At 64.2% G+C, this 21,069-nt stretch carries 17 protein-coding genes; 16 read left to right on the top strand and 1 reads right to left on the bottom strand.

The genetic code is table 11. The features are described from left to right. The first annotated feature begins 57 nt into the window (after nt 1-57). The 5 genes from serS to CCD76_RS02650 all read left to right on the top strand — a co-directional run bounded on the left by serS (nt 58) and on the right by CCD76_RS02650 (nt 6,584). The gene (gene serS, locus CCD76_RS02670) at nt 58-1,335 is read left to right on the top strand and encodes a serine--tRNA ligase (protein WP_087717986.1); all 1,278 of its coding nucleotides are present in this window, start codon (nt 58-60) and stop codon (nt 1,333-1,335) included. 568 nt (nt 1,336-1,903) lie between these two features. Further along, nucleotides 1,904-2,755, top strand: coding sequence for a uroporphyrinogen-III C-methyltransferase (gene cobA, locus CCD76_RS02665; RefSeq protein WP_256961073.1), 852 nt, complete (start codon nt 1,904-1,906; stop codon nt 2,753-2,755). A 79-nt stretch (nt 2,756-2,834) separates the two neighbouring features. Next, nucleotides 2,835-3,764 carry a 2-hydroxyacid dehydrogenase gene (locus tag CCD76_RS02660; RefSeq protein ID WP_087718124.1) on the top strand — a complete coding sequence of 310 codons (930 nt, stop codon included), beginning with the start codon at nt 2,835-2,837 and terminating at the stop codon, nt 3,762-3,764. Between the two features lie 136 nt (nt 3,765-3,900). Continuing rightward, nucleotides 3,901-5,862, top strand: coding sequence for a DUF294 nucleotidyltransferase-like domain-containing protein (locus CCD76_RS02655; protein WP_087717985.1), 1,962 nt, complete (start codon nt 3,901-3,903; stop codon nt 5,860-5,862). Beyond that, entirely contained in the window at nt 5,862-6,584 is a 723-nt protein-coding gene (locus tag CCD76_RS02650) for a 3'-5' exonuclease (protein WP_087717984.1), read from the top strand. Before CCD76_RS02655 ends, CCD76_RS02650 begins: the two co-directional genes overlap by 1 nt. 97 nt (nt 6,585-6,681) lie before the next feature. On the opposite strand, the gene CCD76_RS02645 is transcribed toward CCD76_RS02650, so the two are convergent. Beyond that, nucleotides 6,682-8,313 carry a BCCT family transporter gene (locus CCD76_RS02645; RefSeq protein ID WP_087717983.1) on the bottom strand — a complete coding sequence of 544 codons (1,632 nt, stop codon included), beginning with the start codon at nt 8,311-8,313 and terminating at the stop codon, nt 6,682-6,684. A 422-nt stretch (nt 8,314-8,735) separates the two neighbouring features. On the opposite strand from CCD76_RS02645, the gene CCD76_RS02640 reads away from it, so the two are divergent. From CCD76_RS02640 to ureE, 11 genes are all read left to right on the top strand, one after another. Continuing rightward, nucleotides 8,736-10,538 carry an acyl-CoA dehydrogenase C-terminal domain-containing protein gene (locus tag CCD76_RS02640; protein ID WP_087717982.1) on the top strand — a complete coding sequence of 601 codons (1,803 nt, stop codon included), beginning with the start codon at nt 8,736-8,738 and terminating at the stop codon, nt 10,536-10,538. Nucleotides 10,539-11,044: 506 nt separating this feature from the next. Further along, nucleotides 11,045-12,364, top strand: coding sequence for an urea ABC transporter substrate-binding protein (gene urtA / locus CCD76_RS02635; protein WP_087717981.1), 1,320 nt, complete (start codon nt 11,045-11,047; stop codon nt 12,362-12,364). 92 nt (nt 12,365-12,456) lie between these two features. Then, nucleotides 12,457-14,091: an urea ABC transporter permease subunit UrtB gene (gene urtB, locus CCD76_RS02630; RefSeq protein ID WP_256961055.1), complete on the top strand. Its 1,635-nt coding sequence runs from the start codon at nt 12,457-12,459 to the stop codon at nt 14,089-14,091. After that, complete coding sequence (gene urtC, locus CCD76_RS02625; RefSeq protein ID WP_179208821.1) at nt 14,088-15,179, top strand: urea ABC transporter permease subunit UrtC; 1,092 nt, start codon at nt 14,088-14,090, stop codon at nt 15,177-15,179. Before urtB ends, urtC begins: the two co-directional genes overlap by 4 nt. Continuing rightward, nucleotides 15,176-16,033: an urea ABC transporter ATP-binding protein UrtD gene (urtD, locus tag CCD76_RS02620; protein ID WP_087717980.1), complete on the top strand. Its 858-nt coding sequence runs from the start codon at nt 15,176-15,178 to the stop codon at nt 16,031-16,033. Before urtC ends, urtD begins: the two co-directional genes overlap by 4 nt. Then, nucleotides 16,033-16,728 carry an urea ABC transporter ATP-binding subunit UrtE gene (gene urtE, locus CCD76_RS02615; RefSeq protein ID WP_087717979.1) on the top strand — a complete coding sequence of 232 codons (696 nt, stop codon included), beginning with the start codon at nt 16,033-16,035 and terminating at the stop codon, nt 16,726-16,728. Before urtD ends, urtE begins: the two co-directional genes overlap by 1 nt. Further along, nucleotides 16,725-17,663 carry an urease accessory protein UreD gene (locus tag CCD76_RS02610; RefSeq protein WP_087717978.1) on the top strand — a complete coding sequence of 313 codons (939 nt, stop codon included), beginning with the start codon at nt 16,725-16,727 and terminating at the stop codon, nt 17,661-17,663. Before urtE ends, CCD76_RS02610 begins: the two co-directional genes overlap by 4 nt. A 127-nt stretch (nt 17,664-17,790) precedes the next feature. After that, nucleotides 17,791-18,093, top strand: a complete 303-nt coding sequence (locus CCD76_RS02605; protein WP_087717977.1) for an urease subunit gamma — start codon at nt 17,791-17,793, stop codon at nt 18,091-18,093. Nucleotides 18,094-18,275: 182 nt separating this feature from the next. Then, nucleotides 18,276-18,662 (top strand): urease subunit beta, encoded by a 387-nt coding sequence (locus CCD76_RS02600; RefSeq protein ID WP_087717976.1) that lies wholly within the window; start codon nt 18,276-18,278, stop codon nt 18,660-18,662. Then, nucleotides 18,662-20,368, top strand: coding sequence for an urease subunit alpha (gene ureC, locus CCD76_RS02595; RefSeq protein WP_087717975.1), 1,707 nt, complete (start codon nt 18,662-18,664; stop codon nt 20,366-20,368). Before CCD76_RS02600 ends, ureC begins: the two co-directional genes overlap by 1 nt. Before the next feature lie 95 nt (nt 20,369-20,463). After that, nucleotides 20,464-21,024 carry an urease accessory protein UreE gene (gene ureE, locus CCD76_RS02590; protein ID WP_087717974.1) on the top strand — a complete coding sequence of 187 codons (561 nt, stop codon included), beginning with the start codon at nt 20,464-20,466 and terminating at the stop codon, nt 21,022-21,024. Nucleotides 21,025-21,069 lie beyond the last annotated feature (45 nt).

Raw genomic sequence — 21,069 nt, 5'->3', positions numbered from 1 at the left:
GCGTTTTTGGTCGTATCCAGATCAAGATTCTCTGCTTTCAACTAACGGAACTCAGTCATGCTCGATCCGAAGCTGTTGCGTAGCGATCCGCAGTTCGTCGCCCAACGCCTGGCCCTGCGGGGCTTCACTCTCGATACCGAACAGCTCGAGTCGCTCGAGTCCCGGCGTCGCGAGCTGCAGACGCGGACCGAGCAGTTGCAGAACGAGCGTAACGTGCGTTCCAAATCGATTGGCAAGGCGAAGGCCGCCGGGGAAGACATCCAGCCGCTGCTCGCCGAAGTGGGTCAGCTTGGCGATGATCTCGACCGTGCCAAGCGCGAGCTGGGCGAAGTGCAACAGGCCTGGGACGATCTGGTGGCCGGGCTGCCCAACCTGCCTCATGAAGACGTTCCCGAGGGAGCCGACGAGGGCGACAATGTCGAGCTGCATCGCTGGGGAACGCCACGCGAATTCGACTTCGAGGTTCGCGACCATGTCGACCTGGGGGCCCGGTTCGGCTATCTCGATTTCGAGATGGCAACCAAGCTGACCGGCTCGCGTTTCGCCGTGATGCGCGGGCCGATCGCCCGCCTGCACCGGGCGCTGATCCAGTTCATGCTCGACAAGCAGACCCAGGATCACGGCTACGAAGAGTGCTACGTGCCCTACATGGTCAATGCCGAGACGTTGACGGGCACCGGCCAGTTGCCCAAGTTCGGCGAGGATCTTTTCAAGCTCGCCGACAGCGACTACTACCTGATCCCGACCGCCGAAGTCCCGCTGACCAATTTCGTGCGCGACGAGATTCTCGATCACGCCTCGTTGCCATTGAAGTTGACCGCCCATACCCCGTGCTTCCGCAGCGAGGCCGGCGCCTACGGTCGCGACACCCGCGGAATGATTCGCCAGCACCAGTTCGACAAGGTCGAGATGGTGCAGGTGGTCGACCCGGCGACCAGCTACGAGGCGCTGGAGGCGATGCGCAGCCACGCCGAGGCGATTCTGCAGGCACTGGAGCTGCCGTATCGCGTGGTGACGCTGTGCACCGGCGACATGGGCGCCAGTGCCACCAAGACCTACGATCTCGAGGTCTGGTTGCCGAGCCAGGCGACGTATCGCGAGATATCCTCCGTTTCCAACTGCGAGGATTTCCAGGCGCGGCGGATGCAGGCGCGTTTCCGCAGCCCGGATCAGAAGAAGCCGCAACTGGTACACACCCTGAATGGCTCGGGCCTGGCGGTGGGGCGCTGTCTGCTGGCGGTGCTGGAAAACTATCAGAACGCCGACGGCGGCATCGACGTACCCGCGGCGCTGGCGCCGTACATGGGCGGGGTCACTCGCTTCAACGCCGACTGATTTCCGTCGCAGGCGATCCCTCATGCCATTTGGCTATGAGGGATCGTTTGGTTATAACTCTACAAAAAACCGTTACTTCGTCGTGCGAATGCCAAGCCTTACACTCCGCCCACCAGGGTGGCGTTGCCGGCTATGCTTCAGCCCTGTGCTTCAGTCGCGCGTTCTTCGACCGGATACGCTTCAGCCCGGCGCGCCACGTTCTTCTTTCCGACCAGCGGCCCGACTCGTGACCGACTCGCTCACTCTTCAATACGACCCTGCCTGTCTCGATGTGCATCTCATCGGTGGCGGTAGCGAAGCGCTGACACTGGCGCATCGTATCGCCGGGCTGGTGCCGGCGGTGACCGTGCACGCCACTTCGGCGATGCCGGCCTTGGCGCACCTGTGCCAGGCGCAAGGATGGAAGATGGACGACGCGGAACCGGTGCCCGCGGCCGGTCAGCTATGGCTGGTCGCCAGTGGTGACGGCGAGCGCGATCGCCGAATGGTGACGCTGGCCCGCCAGGCAGGCGTGGCCGTTTTCGTGCCGTCGCATCCGGCGCTATGCAGCGTCCGGCTACCGCCGAGAGTGACCGTTCAGGACGCGGCGGCACCTTCCGGCACGCACTGGCAGCGGGGACATGTCTCGTTGGTCGGCGCCGGGCCGGGCGATCCGGAACTGCTGACGCTGAAGGCGCTCAAGCAGTTGCAGCGCGCGGATGTGCTGATTCACGATCGGCTGGTCAGTCAGGAAATCCTGGCGCTGGCTAATCCCGAGGCCAAACGCTTCTATGTCGGCAAGGCGCGCTCCCGGCACAGCGTGCCGCAGGAGGGGATCAATCAGGCGCTGGTCGATTGGGCGAAAGCGGGTAACCGGGTGGTTCGTTTGAAGGGGGGCGATCCGTTCATCTTCGGTCGCGGTGGCGAAGAGCTCGAGACGCTGGTCGAAGCCGGCGTCGATTTCGACGTGGTACCGGGGATCACCGCGGCGTCCGGTTGCGCGGCCTACGCCGGGATACCGTTGACCCATCGCGATCACGCCCAGTCGGTGAGCTTCGTCACCGGTCATCTCAAGAACGGCAGCTGCGACCTCGACTGGCCGGCACTGGCCCGCGGCGGCCAGACGCTGGTCTTCTACATGGGGCTGGGAGCGCTGGATCTCATTCGCGAGCGGCTGGTGGCGCACGGGCTCGATGCCGCCACGCCGATGGCGCTGGTCGAGCAGGGCACGACGGCCAATCAGCGTGTGCATCTGGGCACGCTCCAGCGCTTGCCCTCGAACCTCGACCAGTATCAGCCACGGCCGCCGACATTGATCGTTATCGGCAGCGTGGTTGAATTGGCGGCTCGTTTCGACTGGTTCCAGCTGAGCGACAGCGGCAGTCTCGGCTGGATCGAAGGCAAGCATCCCACGCCGTTGTCGAAGGCCGATAGCGCCTGACGAGCGCTGGCCCTGCCATTTACTCCGAACCCGTTACCCGGCATGGTATTTTTCTCCGATTCACGATGAGAGGGTGCCCGTGCGCGTACTATTTGCAGCCGAGGAGGATGCCTGGGGCGGCATTCTCGCCAAGTTCCGGCAGGCCCTGCCCGATGTCGAGTTCGTGGCGGCCGGCGGATACGAGTTGAAGACCCTGGCGGGTTTCGATGCGCTGATTCCGACCATGAGCCGCGTGGATGCGCCGCTGCTGGCGACGGCCGACCGCCTCAAGCTGATACAGCAGATCGGTGCCGGACTGGAGGGCGTGGACCGGCAGGCGGCCGAGGCGCGGGGCATCGAGGTCGCCAATGTGCCGACGGATATCTCGGGCAACGCCGATTCCGTGGCGGAGCTGGGCATCTGGATGATGCTGGGGCTGGCCCGACAGGCGAAGCGAATTCCCGAGTTTCTGGCCGACCGCCAATTGGGCGGGCCGATCGGGATGGGGCTCAAGGGCAAGACAGCGGGAATCGTGGGGCTGGGCGGTTTGGGCCAGGCGCTGGCCAGGCGACTGCACGCTTTCGACATGACCCTGCTGGGGATCAAGCGCCACGCCGATCCCGCAGTCGCCGAACGCCACGGGCTTGCCTGGTTGGGCACGCTGGAAGAGCTGCCGACGCTGCTGGCGCGGGCGGATTTCGTCGTCTTGACGCTGCCGGATACGCCGCAAACCCATCATCTGATCGATGCGGCCTCCCTGGCGACCTTCAAGCCGGGCAGCTTTCTGATCAACCTGGGGCGCGGCGGGCTGGTTGAGCGGGACGCGCTGTTGCAGGCGCTGCGCTCGGGCCGGCTGGGTGGCGCCGGGCTCGACGTGTTCTGGGAAGAGCCGCCCGATCCCGCGGATCCGATATTCGCCCAGAACGTGATCGCGACGCCGCATGTCGGAGGCATGACCGACGTCTCGACCCAGGGAATCTTCGAAATCGCCAGCGATCGGCTGCGCGCACTCGCGCGCGAGGGTGACTGACCCGGCGCTTCGTGCTCTTCAGGCCGATGGCGACAACGGCGGTTTTTACCGGCGGATCAAACGGATAGCAGACAAGCCGTCGTTGACGCCATCTCCCGGCCCTTCGACAATAAGCCTTCGCGACGGGGAGGGGCGCATGAACGTTGAGCAGTTGGATATCCGCAGCCATATGGCGCAGTTCGCGCCGTTCGACAATCTTCCCGATGCGTTGCTCGATCGCATTGCCGGCGAGGTCGAGATTCGCTACTTCCAGGCCGGCAGCGAGCTGCTGGTCAAGGATCAGCCGATCGACTCCCTGTGGTACATCCGCAGCGGCGCGGTCGAGATGTATCAGCGCAGTGGCCGGTTGTTCAATCGCCTGAGCGAGGGCGATATCTTCGGTTACGCGGACCTGCTGCGCAGCAATCGCCGGGTGCGCTATCCGGTCAGCGCGATCGAGGACACGCTGATCTATTTCATCCCCGGCGATGTGTTCGAAGCGGTCTGCGAGGAAGACGACGACTTCTCCGAATTCGTGGAGACCGGCGGCCAGCGACTCAAGGTGACGGTCGAACAGCAGCGCGACGACAGCGGCCTGATGACCACGCGAGTGCGCAAGCTGATCACGCGCCAGCCGGAAATGGTCGAGGCCAGCACTTCGCTGCAGCAGGCTGCGCAGCAGATGCGCGACGCCAACGCGACCTGCGTGCTGGTGGTGGATGTCACCGAGACGCAGTCCGCCTATACGTTCACCGGGCGGGACGGCCGATACTGGCAGCTCAACGGCATTCTCACCGATCGCGATTTCTGCACCCGCGTGCTGGCGGAGGGCAAGTCGCCCGACACGGCGGTGGGCGAGGTGATGTCGCGGAAGTTGATCGTGACCCAGTCCGATGAATCGGTCTACGAAGCGATGCTGAGCATGCTGCGCAACCAGGTTCACCATCTGCCGGTGCTGCATCGTCGCCAGCCGGTCGGCGTGCTGCATCTCTCCGATATCGTGCGTCACGAGACCCACAGCAGCCTGTTTCTGGTCAACAACATCTTCGTTCAGAACACGCCGGAACAGCTCGCCAGACTGTCCCCCGAGGTTCGCACGGGGTTCGTGCGCATGGTCGCCGACGGTGCCAATTCGGAGATGGTCTGCCGGGCGCTGGCAACGATCGGCCGGGCGTTCACACAGCGTCTGCTCGAGCTGGCGGAAGCCGAACTGGGGCCGGCGCCGGTTCCCTACTGCTTCATGGTGCTGGGCTCGATGGCGCGGGAAGAGCCGACCATCAACGCCGATCAGGACAACGCGCTGGTGCTCGACGACAGCTACGATCCGGCACAGCACGAAGCCTATTTCGAAGCCCTGGCCAAGTTCGTCTGTGATGGCCTTGCCGCCTGCGGTTACGCCTATTGCAAGGGCGACGTGATGGCGACCAACCCGCGCTGGCGGCAGCCGCTGGCGGTCTGGAAGCGCTATTTCACCGAGTGGATGGACGAACCCAACGGCGAACGGCTGCTGCACAGCTCCATCTTCTTCGATCTGGCCCCGGTGCATGGCGAGGCGCCCATGGTCGAGTCGCTGCAGGATCTGATCGCCGAACTGGCGCCGCAGCGCCCTGTCTTTCTCGCGGCGCTGGCGCGCAACGCCAAGAACCGGACGCCGCCGCTGGGCTTCTTCCGCAAGTTCGTCATGGAGCAGGATGGCGAGCACCGCAAGTCGATCAATCTCAAGCGCCGTGGCACCGCGCCGTTGACGGATCTGGTGCGCGTCCATGCGCTGGCCTGCGGCTCGAAAGCCCAGAACAGCTTCGCCCGTCTCGACGATATCGCCCAGACGAAGCTGTTGGCGGACGGCGTCACCGAGCGCCTTCGCTACGCCTTCGAATTCATGTCGATGGTGCGCATTCGCCATCAGGCCGACGCGATCGAGCAGGGCGCCGAGCCCGACAACAGCATCGATCCCGAAAACATCGACAGCCGTGAGCGTCACCATCTCAAGGATGCCTTCGAAGCGATCAGCAACGCCCAGAAGTTTCTCTCCTTTCGCTACACCATGCCGTCCAGGCAGGGGGCGTCGAAGGGTGCTGCCCAGCCGGGCGGCAATGCCTCGTCCCGGAGTCGTCGCTGATGCCGCGCCTGAGCTCGAAAGGAAGCACTCGGCCGAACTGGCCCGACTACATGGCAGCCCGCGCGCAACAGACCCAGGTGCCGCGGCTGGCCAGCTTCTTCGCGCAGGGTACGCTGGACCCCGACATGCCGATCGGCGAGGCGCCGCTGGTGGCCATGGATTTCGAGACCACCGGCCTGGACGGCAACCGCCACGACATCGTCAGCGTCGGCGTGATGCCGTTCACCCTGTCGCGAATCCGCCCCGCGGACGGCCGCTACTGGGTGCTGTCGCCCCGGCGCCAGTTGAGCGATGAATCGGTCGCCTTTCATCACATCACCCATGCAGAAGTGGCGGATGCTCCTGATTTTGCATCGATCATCGACGAGCTGCTGACGGTGCTCGCCGGTCGGCTGGCCGTGGTGCACTATCGTCAGTTGGAGCGGACTTTCCTGGATGCCGCGATTCGCGAGCGTCTGGGCGATGGTCTGCTGATGCCGATGATCGACACCATGTCACTGGAAGCGCGGATCCATCGCCAGCCCTGGTGGGCCAGGCTGCGGCGCTGGGCGGGGCGGCCCATGGCCTCGATTCGCCTCCACGAGAGTCGCCAGCGCTACCATCTTCCCGCTTATACCGGCCATCACGCCCTGGTCGACTCACTGGCTACGGCAGAACTGCTGCAGGCCCAGATTCTCTATCACTACGATTGGAACACGCCGGTCAGCGCGCTGTGGCGGTAAGCCGGCACGAGCCGGGAAGGGAATATCGAGGACTTCAACGAAAAGCGGGCGGCTCCATGAGCCGCCCGCTTTTTTGGATCCACCGTCTACGATGCCATCAGCCGCGGGGTTCGGAACGCAGCCCCTGGATGATCGCATAGCACGCGGCCAGCAGGACGATGGTGAACGGCAGGCCAGTAGCGATCACTGCGGCCTGCAGTGCCGTCAATCCACCGCCCAGCAGTAGCGCGATGGCAATGGCACCTTCGATCAAGGCCCAGAACACGCGCTGCGGCTTCGGTGCGTCGACCTTACCGCCAGCGGTGATCGAGTCGATGACCAGCGAGCCGGAGTCGGAAGAGGTGATGAAGAACACCATGACCAGAATGATGCCAACGAACGAGGTGATCGTCGTCAGCGGCAACTGGCCCAGCATGGTGAACAGCTGCAGCTCCAGCGCGGCATTCTTGACGCCTTCGAAGCCTTGGTTGGCAAGCTGGTCGATCGCAGTGTCACCGAAGGCCGTCATCCACAGAACGGAAACGACGGTGGGCACCAGCAGCACGGCGATCAGGAACTCGCGCACCGTACGACCCCGGCTGACGCGGGCGATGAACATGCCCACGAACGGTGACCAGGAGATCCACCAGGCCCAGTAGAAGGCGGTCCAGCCATGGACGAAGTTGGTATCGTCACGACCGAACGGGTTGGAGAGCGCCGGCAGGTTCGCGAGGTAGGAGCCCATGTTCTCGATGAAGCCGGTAGCGATCAGCAGCGTCGGGCCGACGATGATCACGAACAGCAGCAGCAGGAAGGCCAGGCCCATGTTGATCTGCGACAGACGCTGAACGCCCTTGTCGACACCCAGCATGACCGACATCAGCGCAACCAGCGTGATACCGATGATCAGCAGCACCATGGTCACGTCGGTATTGGGAATACCGAACAGGTAGTTGAGGCCGGCAGAGGCCTGGGAAGCACCGAGACCCAGAGAGGTCGCCAGGCCGAACAGCGTGGCGAACACGGCCAGGATATCGATGACGTGGCCCGGCCAGCCCCAGATCCGCTCACCCAGAATCGGGTAGAAGATCGAGCGCATGGTCAGCGGCAGGCCCTTGTTGAAGGAAAAGAGTGCCAGCGACAGCGCGACGACCGCGTAGATACCCCACGGGTGCAGACCCCAGTGGAAGATGGTGGCAGCCATGGCCAGGGATTGCGCGGCGGCCTGGTCGCCTTCGGCACCCCCCAGCGGCGCCCAGGAATCACCGGAAATGGACGTGCCGAAGTGCGTGATCGGTTCGGAGACGCCGTAGAACATCAGCCCGATACCCATGCCCGCTGCGAACAGCATGGCAAACCAGCCGGCGTAGCTGAAATCCGGTTTGGCATGCAGGCCACCGATTCTCACCTTGCCCAGCGGCGTGAAGATCAGCACGACGGAAACCAGCACGAAAATATTGGCGGCGAACAAGAACAGCCAGCTCAGGTTGTCGGTCAGAAAGCCTTTCGCTCCGTTGAACAGCGGACCCATCTGGTCCGGCAGCGCCAACGTGATGATGACGAAAAACAGAATCAGCAGCGACGAGATCGAGAAGACCTTGCCATGCAGATCGACATTGAAACCAAACTTGTTGGTCTGGATATTGTCCTGGCCAATCACATAATCGGTATCGATGAGATTGGCGGGACCCTCGGGTGCCGGTATGCCTTCCTGCGGCGCATCCGGCTGATTGTCGGCGTCTTGAGCCACTAGCCGTCTCCATTCTTTGATGAGTCTATTCCAAGTCGCAATCGCACGGCGAATGGCGACGATTCCCTTGCGCTCCCTTGCGTCGTTCGGGCGTCGTGCCAGAGAGCGCTCGGCCTGTGGGGGAGAGCACTCAGTCTGGCGTATCCGCGGGAACACGCAAGTTGCCAATTATCCTGAATCAAGTCGGTCGTTCCAACCGTCCCGAAGGAATCTTCGCGCTTACTGCCGCTGATACGGTGAAAAACGTCGCCAATGGTAGCGTTCGGCACGGGAGGGAAACCGGATGCGGTGAGAGAAGCCGGTGAGCGCAGGCACTTTTCAGGCAAAGCCTAGACCAAGGTCAGAGTGAAGGCCGCCGCTCTTCTCACCTATAGTCATGGCCATATTGAAACGAATGTTTGAAGCCCGCCGGGAGAGTTCCAATGGCCGATTATCGTGCACCGCTCGAAGATATGCGCTTCGTTCGTGACGAAGTGTTCCATGCCGATCAGGAATGGCAGGCGATGCCGCCCACCGCCGAACTCAACGCCGAGCTCGCCGATGCCATTCTCGAAGAGGCCGGGCGTCTCGTCGAGGCCGAACTGTTTCCGCTCAACCAGCGCGGAGACGCCGAAGGCTGCCACTTCGAAGGCGGCGAGGTACGGACGCCGGCCGGGTTCAGGGAGGCGTTTCTCGAGTTGGCCCGAGGCGGCTGGTGCGGGCTGGGAGGCAATCCCGACCATGGCGGGCAGGGGCTGCCGAAGCTGTTGACGCAGGCCTTCGACGAAATGCTCTATGCCAGCAACGCGAGCTTCGCCCTCTATATGACGCTCAACAACGGTGCCGGGCTGCTGCTCGATGCCTACGCCGACGAGGCCACCAAGGCGCTCTATCTGCCGCGGCTCTACGCCGGCGAGTGGCTGGGCACCATGTGCCTGACCGAGCCGCACTGTGGCACCGACCTGGGGCTGATCAAGACCCGCGCCGTGCCCGATGGCAGCGGCGGCTACGCCATCACCGGCAGCAAGATCTGGATCACCGGCGGCGAGCACGACCTGACCGAGAACATCGCCCATCTGGTGCTGGCCAAACTGCCGGAGGCGCCCGCAGGCGCCAAGGGCATCTCGCTGTTTCTGGTGCCCAAGCGACAGGTGCTGGAGGACGGCTCGCTCGGCGAGCCCAACGGGGTGGTTTGTGGCGGCCTCGAACACAAGATGGGCATCAAGGGCAGCGCCACCTGTGTCATGCACTTCGAAGCGGCCAGCGGCATTCTGATCGGCGAGCCGCACCAGGGGCTGGCGACGATGTTCACCATGATGAACTATGAGCGGCTTTCGATCGGCCTCCAGGGGCTGGGATTGGGCGAGGTGGCCTATCAGGGCGCGATGGCGTTCGCCCGCGAGCGGCGCCAGAGCCGGGCGCCCGGCAGCGCTGCCGAACCGGATCAGGCGGCCGATCCGATTCTCGTCCATCCCGACGTGCGCCGCATGGCGCTCGACGCCCGCGCCTGGAACGAAGGGGGGCGACTGTTCGCGGCGTTCGTGGCAAGCGAGCTCGACCGTGCCAAGTACCATCCCGATGACGAGGTGCGTGAAGCATCGGCGGATCTGGTCGCGTTATTGACCCCGGTAGCCAAGGCGTTCCTGACCGATCGCGGCTTCGCGGCCACGGTGGAGGCGCAGCAGCTCTATGGCGGCAATGGCTACTGCGTCGAATGGGGCGCGGAACAGTACGTGCGCGATGCCCGGATCGCGATGATCTACGAAGGCACCAACGGCATCCAGGCGATGGATCTGGTCGGGCGCAAGTTGACGCGCAATCAAGGGGCATACGTGAAGCGTCTCGCCGAGCGGGTGCGGGAAGATCTCGGAGGCGGCGAGGATATCGAGGCGTCGCCGCTACGACCGTTCCGGGAGGCGGCGGTGCGTGAACTGGAAAGGCTCGAGCGGGTCAGCGCCGCGCTGATCGAGGCCGCCGGGAAGGATCCGGCTGCCGCGGGCGCGGCGGCCCACGATTATCTGCATCTGCTGGGCCATGCCCTCTATGCCTGGATGTGGTTCAAGGCCGCCCACGCGGCGCATCGCGGTCTGTCCGGAAACGGCCCGGCCGGGAAAGACTTCTATCAGGCGAAGCTGATCGTGGGGCGGCACTTCCTGGAGCGCCAGTTGCCGCGGAACGAGTCGCTGGAGCGCCAGATCGCTGCCGGCCCGGAAGGGCTGATGGCACTGGATCGGCATCTGTTCTAGTTCTGTCTCTGCCGGCTGTTCCGGCCCCGTCGACCCCGGCCTCGTCGACCCCGGCCTCGTCGCTCCCGGCCCCGTCGATTCCGGCCCATCGACCCTGGCATGCGGCGCGCATCGAGCGCCGCCGCTTCGTGTCTCATCGCCGTATCGGTTCGAGGACTTTTCGAGCCGACCTCGGCGGCCTGCCAATGTCCCCATGCACTCTCATGAAGCGCCAATCGTAATGGCGCTATCTTTTTGCTCGAAAAGGGTGCAATGACTGTGCAGCTTCGGCAGTGAATGCACCATTAACGACAATTTTGCGGTGCCCAAGGGATTTCGTTTGCACCAATTTCTGGCTCGTTGACGGAATTTACCGTGCTTTTCGCTCTTTTTTGTATGCGAGAATCACGAGGGCGGCGATCAAGGCACGAAAAATGCATAGGGTTCTTCGATCGATAGTCGCGTCTGGTGCGCGGATATTTACGATCATCAGGCCGATCACCAAGGGTCATGACCAGGAGAACCCAATGACAACAACCTCCCTTCGCAAGTTGATTGCCGGTTCCAGCATCGCGCTGGGGCTGACCGGTTTCGGTAGTGCTGCCATTGCCCAGGAACAGACGCAGGACGATGGCCCGATTCGTGTCGGCATTCTGCATTCGCTCTCCGGCACCATGGCCATCAGCGAGTCGACGCTCAAGGACGAAATGCTGATGCTGATCGACAAGCAGAACGAAGCCGGCGGTCTGCTCGGTCGCCAGCTCGAGCCGGTGGTGATGGATCCGGCATCGGACTGGTCGCTCTATGCCGAACAGGCGCGCGACATGCTGACCGGCGACGATCATGTCGACGTGATCTTCGGCAACTGGACCTCCGCATCCCGCAAGGCGGTCCTGCCGGTGGTCGAGGAGCTCAACGGGCTGCTGTTCTACCCGGTGCAGTACGAAGGCGAGGAGTCATCGGAGAATATCTTCTACACCGGCGCCGCGCCCAATCAGCAGGCGATCCCGGCCGTCGACTACCTGATGAGCCAGGGCGTCGAGCGCTGGGCGCTGCTGGGCACCGACTACGTCTACCCGCGCACCACCAACAAGATCCTCGAAGCCTATCTCAAGGCGAACGGCGTCGCCGGCGACGACATCATGATCAACTACACGCCGTTCGGTTTCAGCGACTGGCAGTCGATCGTCTCGCAGGTCAAGGATTTCGGCAGCCAGGGCAGGAAGACCGCCGTCGTCTCGACCATCAACGGCGATGCCAACGTGCCGTTCTACAACGAACTCGCCAACCAGGGCATCTCCGCGAGCGACATTCCCGTCGTCGCATTCTCGGTGGGCGAGCAGGAGCTGACCGGTATCGATACCGCACCGCTGGTTGGTCACATGGCGGCGTGGAACTACTTCATGAGCGTCGACAGCGACGCCAACTATGACTTCATCGACGACTGGGTCGCCTACACCGGCAATGACGAAGCGGTGACCAACGATCCGATGGAGGCGCATTACATCGGCTTCAACATGTGGGCCCAGGCAGTCAAGAAGGCCGGGACCACTGATGTCGACGCGGTCAAGGATTCGATCATCGGCGTGACCGTGCCCAATCTCTCGGGCGGCGCTTCCACCATGATGCCCAACCACCACATCACCAAGCCGGTGATGATCGGCGAGATCCAGGACGATGGGCAGTTCAGCGTGGTCTGGCAGACGCCGACGACGGTTGCCGGCGATGCCTGGTCGGACTACCTGCCGGACTCCAAGAACCTGATCAGCGACTGGAGAGCACCGCTGCGCTGCGGCAAGCTCGACGTCGAGTCGATGACCTGCGAAGACGGCCCGGGCGCCGAATGAAGCCAGGCCACCGGCGCTCGAACGGGCGCCGGCGGCATCGAGCAGAACCTGGGTCTGACGCCACACCGAAAGGGCGGTGTCGAGGAAAGAACATGACCAAGATTCAACATTCGACAGGCCGTTTTCTGACGCGCCTGCTGATGCATTCCGTGCTGCTGTGCCTGCTGATGGCATGGGGCCTTTCCGTCAGCCAGACGGCGGCGGCCGCTGTCAGTGATGCGCAGTCCCGAGCGCTGCTGGAGGCGCTCGATACGCGCAGCTTCCAGGCCAAGGGCGATGCCGCTCAGGCGATCGCCGAGAGCGATGCCGAGCAGAAGACGCGCTGGCTGCAGGCGCTGCTCGACGGCCGCCTGGGCAAGGAGCGTCGCGGTGAGCGCTTCTACATCGTCACCGATGATAGCGGCCGCGAGTGGCCGATCATTGATGCCATCACGTTCGAGGACGCCGGCACCGGCACGCGGCGCACGGTCGAAGTCTTCAAGATCAACAACGATCTGCGCACCCGTATCCAGGGGCTGCTGGCCTCGCTCTCCCTGAGCGCTGGCAACGAGACCTCTCGGCTGGCGGCCGCCGAGCGTCTGGTCGGCGAGGTGACGGCCGACAATGCCGATAGCGTGCGCGCGATGCGCGACGACGAGGAGAGCCAGTCCGTTCGCGGCCAGCTCGATGTCGCGCTGGCGCTCTACGATGTCCAGCAGGGTGATATCGACGCGCTGGAGACGCTACGCGGCAATCTCGATACGCGGGTCCGCAACACGTTGACCCCGATCGCCGCCGGTGATTCCGAGCTTGCCGCCGAGGCGCAGTCGGTCCTTGGCGGCATCGAGAGCAAGCGCGCCTGGTACGACCGCGCGCAGACGCTGTTCTTCGGTCTCAGTGCCGGTTCGATTCTGGTACTGGCGGCGATCGGCCTGGCGATCACCTTCGGCGTCATGGGCGTGATCAACATGGCCCATGGCGAGCTGATCATGATCGGCGCCTATACCACCTGGATGATCCAGCAGGCGCTACCGGGGCAGCCGGGGCTGGCGCTGGCGCTGGCCATTCCCGGCGGCTTCCTGGTCGCCGGTGCGTTCGGGGTGGTGATCGAACGCACGGTAATCCGCTTTCTCAAGGGACGCCCGCTGGAGACGCTGCTGGCCACCTTCGGCCTCAGCCTGATCCTGCAGCAGCTGGTGCGCAGCGTGTTCTCGCCGCTCAATCGTCGCGTTACCTCGCCGGACTGGCTGCAGGGGGCGTGGCAGATCAACGAGGCGCTGTCGCTGACCCTCAACCGGCTGGCGGTGCTGCTCTTCTGCCTGGTGGTCTTTGCCGGCCTGTGGGCGCTGATGCGCTATACCCGGCTGGGGCTGGAGGTGCGTGCAGTGACCCAGAACCGGGCGATGGCCCGCGCCATGGGCGTACGTGCCACCCGTGTCGACATGCTGACGTTCGGGCTGGGTGCCGGTGTTGCCGGACTCGCCGGCGTGGCGCTGTCACAGCTGACCAACGTCGGCCCCAACCTGGGCCAGGGCTATATCGTCGACTCCTTCCTGGTCGTGGTCTTCGGCGGGGTCGGCAACCTGTGGGGAACGCTGGTCGCCGGCATGTCGCTAGGCGTGATCAATCAGGTGCTGCAGCCGTGGGTCGGCGCGGTACTGGCCAAGATCATCGTGCTGGTCGGCGTGATCCTGTTCATCCAGAAGCGCCCGCAGGGCATCTTTGCACCCAAGGGGCGGACCTCATGACGACCCAAACCTTACTGCATGAACGTGATCGGTCGCGTCAGGCGTTCCTGTCCCGCTCGACGCTCCTGACCAGCCTGGTGCTGATCGTCGGCATGCTCGTGGTGCTGGTATTGAACGCCTTGCCGGAATCGAGCGCCTGGCACGTCAGCAACGCGACGGTATCGCTGCTCGGCAAGTATTTCACCTACATGCTGCTGGCGCTGGCGGTAGATCTCATCTGGGGCTATCTCGGCATCCTCAGCCTGGGGCATGGCGCCTTCTTTGCCCTGGGCGGCTATGCGATGGGGCTCTATCTCAACGCGCAGACCTCACCGCTGCCCGGCTGGCAGTCGATCATGACCTACTTTCCGGTGGCGGCACTGGCGGTTCTGCTGGCACCGGGTTTGCTGGCGCTGGTATTCGGCTGGCTGGCGTTTCGCTCGCGGGTGACCGGGGTCTACTTCTCGATCATCACCCAGGCGCTGACCTTTGCGCTGATGCTGGCGTTCAATCGCAACGAGATGGGCATGGGCGGCAGCACCGGACTGACGCGCTTCTACGAGCTGCTGGGCTTTTCGCTCGCGAGCGAGGGCATGACCGTGGCGCTGTTCGTGGCATCCGGCATGGCCGTGCTGCTGGCGTTCTGGCTGTGCCGGGCGATCACGGTGTCTCGCCTTGGGCGGGTCAGCGTGGCGACCCGCGATGCCGAGGCGCGGGTGCGCTTCATCGGCTACCGGGTCGACCACGTCAAGCTGGCGCTGTTCGTGGTGTCGGCGATGATCGCCGGGGTGGCCGGCGCCCTTTATGTCCCGCAGGTCGGCATCATCAATCCGAGCACCTTCGCGCCGCTGTTCTCGATCGAGGTGGTGGTATGGGTGGCGCTCGGCGGCCGGGCGACGCTCTACGGGGCGCTGCTGGGGGCGCTGGTGGTCAATTACCTGAAGACGGTACTGACCGGGGTAATGCCGGATGCCTGGCTGTTCATTCTCGGCGGCCTGTTCGTGCTGGTCACGATGTTGCTGCCGCAGGGCATTGCCGGCGTGATCTCGACCTGGCGCGGGAAGCGTCACGATGGCGAAGAGCAGGATCGACAGGAGGTGAGCGCATGAGCGTGATCGATAGCACTCGCTTCGACAGGTTGCGGGAGTTCGCCCGTCCGGATCGTGTTTTCGACTTCATGGCGCCGGCGCAGTCGCCAGTGGACGTGCGGCACGGTCCGATTCTCTACCTGGAGGACGTCAGCGTCAGCTTCGACGGCTTTCAAGCCATCAATCAGCTCAACCTGACCATCGATGACGGCGAGCTGCGCTGCATCATCGGCCCCAACGGGGCTGGCAAGACGACGATGATGGACATCATCACCGGCAAGACCCGGCCGGATCACGGGCAGGTCTGGTTCGGCAGCCGCCACAATCTGCTGACGCTGGACGAGCCGCAGATCGCCAATCTGGGAATCGGCCGCAAGTTCCAGAAACCGACGGTCTTCGAAGCACTCGACGTGACCGAGAACCTGGAACTGGCGATGGCCGGCGACCGGCGGGTCTGGAAGACCTTGCTGGCCCGGCTCGACCGGGAAGGCCAGGCGCGTATCGACGAGGTGCTCGAGACCATCGGCCTGACCTCGGCACGGCATCGCCTGGCCGGCGTGCTGTCGCACGGGCAGAAGCAGTGGCTCGAAATCGGCATGCTGCTGATGCAGCGGCCCCGGCTGCTGCTGGTGGACGAGCCCGTCGCCGGCATGACCGAGCCGGAGATGCACCGCACCGCCGAGCTGCTGACGCGGCTCGCCGGCCAGCAGTCGGTGGTGGTCGTCGAACACGACATGGGCTTCGTGCGCTCGATCGCCAGGCAGGTCACGGTGCTTCATCAGGGCAGCGTGCTGGCGGAAGGAACCATGGACGAGGTCGCCAGCGATCCGCGGGTGATCGAGGTCTATCTCGGCGGCGACGAGGAGGCGGCCTGATGCTGAGTGTCGACAAGCTCAATCAGTACTACGGCGAAAGCCACATCCTCCGCGATCTGTCGCTTGAGGTGCCTGCCGGCCGCTGTACCTGCGTCATGGGGCGCAACGGCGTCGGCAAGACGACGCTGCTCAAGACCGTGATGGGCGAGGTGGCGGCGCGCAGCGGGGCGATTCGCTTCGACGGCGAGGCGCTGCTCAAGCGGCGACCCGAAGCGCGGGCGGGCATGGGGATCGGCTATGTGCCCCAGGGGCGCCAGATCTTTGCCACCCTATCGGTCGAGGAGAATCTGCGCATCGGCCTGCCGGCGAGAAGAGACAGGCAGCGCCGGATTCCCGAGCGTATCTACGAGCTGTTCCCGGTGCTCAACGAGATGCGCCATCGTCGCGGTGGCGATCTTTCCGGCGGTCAACAGCAGCAACTGGCCATCGGTCGGGCGCTGGTGCTCGACCCGCGGCTGTTGATCCTCGACGAGCCGGGCGAGGGCATTCAGCCCAACATCGTCGCGCAGATCGGCGAAGTCATCCGGCGTCTCAATCGCGAGGATGGCCTGACCGTGCTGCTGGTCGAGCAGAAGCTGCCTTTCGCGCGGCGGTATGCCGACAGGTTCATGATCATGGATCGTGGGCAGGCGGTGGCCGGTGGCGATATTGCCGAACTGAGCGACGACCTGATCAAGCGACACCTGACAGTATGACGGTAGATCCTTCACGCCATTGGCAGGCGGCCCCCGCCGATTCGGGGCATCGGTTCGATGCGACCCGACGTTGGGAGGCGTCGCTGTCGCTCGCGTTTGCGGCTCGCACCATGGGCACGGCATCCACCGGCGCGGCGCCAATGAGGCGCACGCGGTTGACCCGAGCGCGACATCACGGCCCCTTGCGGGTGCAGCGGCCGTTCTATCCGGAGCCGTATCGGGCCGGGCTGGCCGATCCTTGCCATGTCTACCTGCTGCATCCGCCGGGGGGGCTGGTCAGCGGCGATGCCCTGAAGATCGACGTGAACGTCGAGGCTTCGGCGCATGCCGTGCTGACCACGCCGGCGGCGACCAAGCTCTATCGGGCAGACAGTCACGGCGTGGTCTGGTCCCAGACCAACCGGCTCGAGGTCGAGGATGGCGGGACACTGGAGTGGCTGCCCCAGGAGACGATCGCCTTCGACGGCTCGAAAGGAGAGCAGCGCACCGAGATCTCGCTGACGGGCAATGCGCGCTGCCTGGGGTGGGAGATCATGGCGCTGGGGCGTCCGGCCAGCCATCTCCCGTTCGAGAGTGGTCGCATCGAGCAGCGCTTTCAATTACTTCACGACGGTCGGCCGCTATGGCTCGAGCGGCAACCGCTGGACCCGCTGCACCGGCGCTTTTCGGGGCGTTGGGGGCAGGGCGGCGCGACGGTCCAGGCGACGCTGTGGGCGGCCGGCCTGACGGATCCGCGCCAGGCGGTTGAAGCGGTGCGAGACGCGCTGCCGGCAAACCCGAACTGGGCCGTGACCCAGCGTCATGGCGTGCTGCTGCTGCGTTATCTCGGCGGTTCGCGCAATGAAGCGTGGGATTTATGCTGTGCTGCCTGGCATGCGCTCAGGCCGCTACTGGTCGGCCGCGAGGCGTGCGAGCCGCGAATCTGGTACACGTAGTCATCATGCCGACGGCGACGGATACTGGTCGAAGCGGCCCAGCACTGTCGTCTGCGCTGCCCCGAAGCCGGCGCATCATTGCAATGCCCGTAGCTCGTAGCTCGTAGCTTACAGACAGGACATCGATATGGAACTGACACCCCGAGACAAAGACAAACTGCTGCTGTTCAGTGCGGCACAGCTGGCGGAACGGCGGCGCGCGCGCGGGCTCAAGCTCAACTACCCGGAAGCGATGGCGCTGATCAGCTTCGAAATCCTGGAAGGGGCGCGTGACGGACGCAGCGTGGCCGAGCTGATGAGCTATGGCCGCGAGATCCTGACCCGCGAGGACGTCATGGACGGTGTCGCCGAGATGATTCAGGAAGTGCAGGTCGAGGCGACCTTTCCCGACGGTACCAAGCTGGTCACGGTTCACGACCCTATTGTCTGACGCGGCTGCGCTGGGTCAGGCGATGTTGGCTGCGCTTCGAAAAATGCTCATTGGCTGAAGCCAACTGCGCTTTTTCGAAGCTTGCCGCCTACCCTGACCTTCGCTTGCATCGCGTCAGATAATGGCAGTTGGCTGTCCAGGTGCTGTCCATGTGACGAACAACCGATAACAAGGGAAAATCGATGATTCCCGGTGAAATGCAGATTCAGGACGGCGAGATCGAGCTCAATGCCGGTCTCGAGACGCTCACGCTGGCGGTGGCCAACACCGGTGACCGGCCGGTGCAGGTGGGCTCCCACTATCACTTCGCCGAAACCAACCCGGCGTTGACCTTCGATCGCGCCAAGGCCCGGGGCTACCGCCTCGACGTGCCGGCGGGATCGGCGATCCGCTTCGAACCGGGACAGACCCGTGAGGTAACACTGGTGCCCTACGTCGGCGAACGCCGCGTCTACGGTTTCCGTGGCGACGTCATGGGCTCGCTGCTCCCTAACGCGCCCGAGGACGCGCGAAGGGCATCTCCGTCAAGAGATGTGCCTGCAGGCGATAAGAATGGAGGGGCCGACTGATGGTCAAAATCACCCGACAAGCCTATGCGGACATGTACGGCCCGACCGTCGGTGACCGGGTCCGCCTGGGCGATACCGAGCTGTGGATCGAGGTCGAGCGCGATGCCACCGTCTACGGCGACGAGGTCAAGTTCGGCGGCGGCAAGGTCATCCGTGACGGCATGGGGCAGAGCCAGCGGCACGACGATTCGGTCATGGATACCGTCATTACCAACGCCTTGATTCTCGACTGGTGGGGCGTGGTCAAGGCGGATGTCGGCCTGCAGAAGGGGCGGATCGCCGCCATCGGCAAGGCCGGCAACCCCGACGTGCAGCCAGGCGTGGAGATCGTCATCGGTCCGGGTACCGAAGTCATCGCCGGAGAGGGCAAGATCCTGACCGCCGGCGGTATCGACGCGCATATCCATTTCATCTGCCCGCAGCAGGTGGAAGAGGCGCTGATGAGCGGGGTGACGACGATGCTCGGCGGCGGTACCGGGCCGGCCACCGGCTCCAATGCCACCACCTGTACGCCAGGCGAATGGCATCTGGGCAAGATGTTGCAGGCGGTCGATACCCTGCCGATGAACATCGGCCTGCTCGGCAAGGGCAACGCCAGCCTGCCCGAAGCCCTGGAAGCGCAGATCGTCGCCGGTGCGATCGGGCTCAAGCTGCACGAGGACTGGGGCACGACGCCCGCGTCGATCGACAACTGCCTGAGCGTGGCGGAAAGATACGATGTCCAGGTGGCGATCCATACCGATACGCTCAATGAATCCGGCTTCGTCGAGGACACGATCGCCGCGTTCAAGGAGCGCGGTATTCACACCTACCACACCGAAGGCGCGGGCGGCGGCCATGCGCCCGATATCATCACCGCCTGCTCGAAGGACTACGTGCTGCCGTCGTCGACCAATCCGACCCGGCCGTACACGGTCAATACCATCGACGAGCATCTCGACATGCTGATGGTGTGCCACCATCTCGACCCGAACATTCCCGAAGACGTGGCCTTCGCCGATTCGCGCATTCGTCGCGAGACCATCGCCGCCGAGGACATCCTCCACGACATGGGCGTGATCTCGATGATTTCGTCCGATTCGCAGGCGATGGGGCGGGTCGGTGAGGTGGTCTGCCGCACCTGGCAGACCGCCCACAAGATGAAGGTGCAGCGTGGTCTGCTGCCGGAAGACGAAGCGCTGGGCGCGGATAATTTCCGTGCTCGTCGCTACATTGCCAAATACACTATCAACCCGGCGCTGACCCATGGCATCGGCCACGAAGTGGGATCCGTCGAAGTCGGCAAGCTGGCGGACCTGGTGCTGTGGAGCCCGGCATTCTTCGGTGTCAAACCAGCGCTGATCATCAAGGGCGGCATGATCGCGGCCGCACCGATGGGGGATGCCAACGCGTCGATTCCAACGCCGCAGCCGGTACACTATCGGCCGATGTTTGGCGCTTTCGGCAAGGCCGCCAGTGCGACCCGCTTGAGTTTCGTCAGTCAGGCGGCGCTGGATGCCGGGATCAAGGCAAGGCTGGGGCTGGAGAGCGAGCTCGCTGCGGTCAGGCAGGTGCGGGGCGTGCGCAAGAAGGACATGAAACTCAACGATGCCTGCCCGCATCTCACCGTCGACCCGCAGACCTACGAAGTGCGTGCCGATGGCGAGCTGCTGACCTGCGAACCGGCGACCGAACTACCGCTGGCCCAGCGTTATCACCTTTTTTGAGTGGGATATTCAACCGTCGGCCAGGGCACTTTTTCGATTATCTATCGTCTGGTTATTCCGGGTGCCCGGTATTGGCCTGCATGAGGCGAACAGACATGTGGAAATTAATGGAACGGCTGGAGGCGACATCCGACGCCGAAGCTGTCGACAGCGTGACGTTACCGTTCGAACTGCGGATGCGGGGGCGGTTGAAGGCGACCAGCGACAGTGGGCGCGAGATCGGCATTTTTCTGGATCGCGGGCCGGTGCTGCGCGATGGGGCGCTGCTGCGCGCCGAAACCGGCGAGATCGTCGCCGTCCGGGCCGCCGATGAACCGGTCGTGACCGCATCGGTGCCGTCCGGTCTGGCGCTGGCTCGGCTCTGCTATCACCTGGGTAACCGGCACGTGCAACTGGCGATCGGCCAGGACGACGAAGGCGGCTGGGTACGCTTCCCGCCAGACCACGTTCTCGAGGCGCTGGCAGCGAGGCTGGGCGCGGCGCTGGAGCGGCACAAGGCGCCGTTCGACCCCGAGCCAGGCGCCTACGCCGAGGGGCTCGGGCACGGACATGGGCACGATCATGGCCATCATCACGATCCGGCGAGCGGCCATGGGCAGGTCTACGACTTCCAGCATCACCTGTCCCACCGTCATGGCCACAACCATGAGCATTGAACGGTGGTAGTCGATTCGATACGGGATCGTGATCCGCTGGCGCTG

Origin of the sequence: Salinicola salarius (assembly GCF_002179555.1) — a bacterium.
Classification (GTDB): domain Bacteria; phylum Pseudomonadota; class Gammaproteobacteria; order Pseudomonadales; family Halomonadaceae; genus Salinicola; species Salinicola salarius_A.
This window is presented reverse-complemented; position numbering and strand designations above follow the sequence as displayed.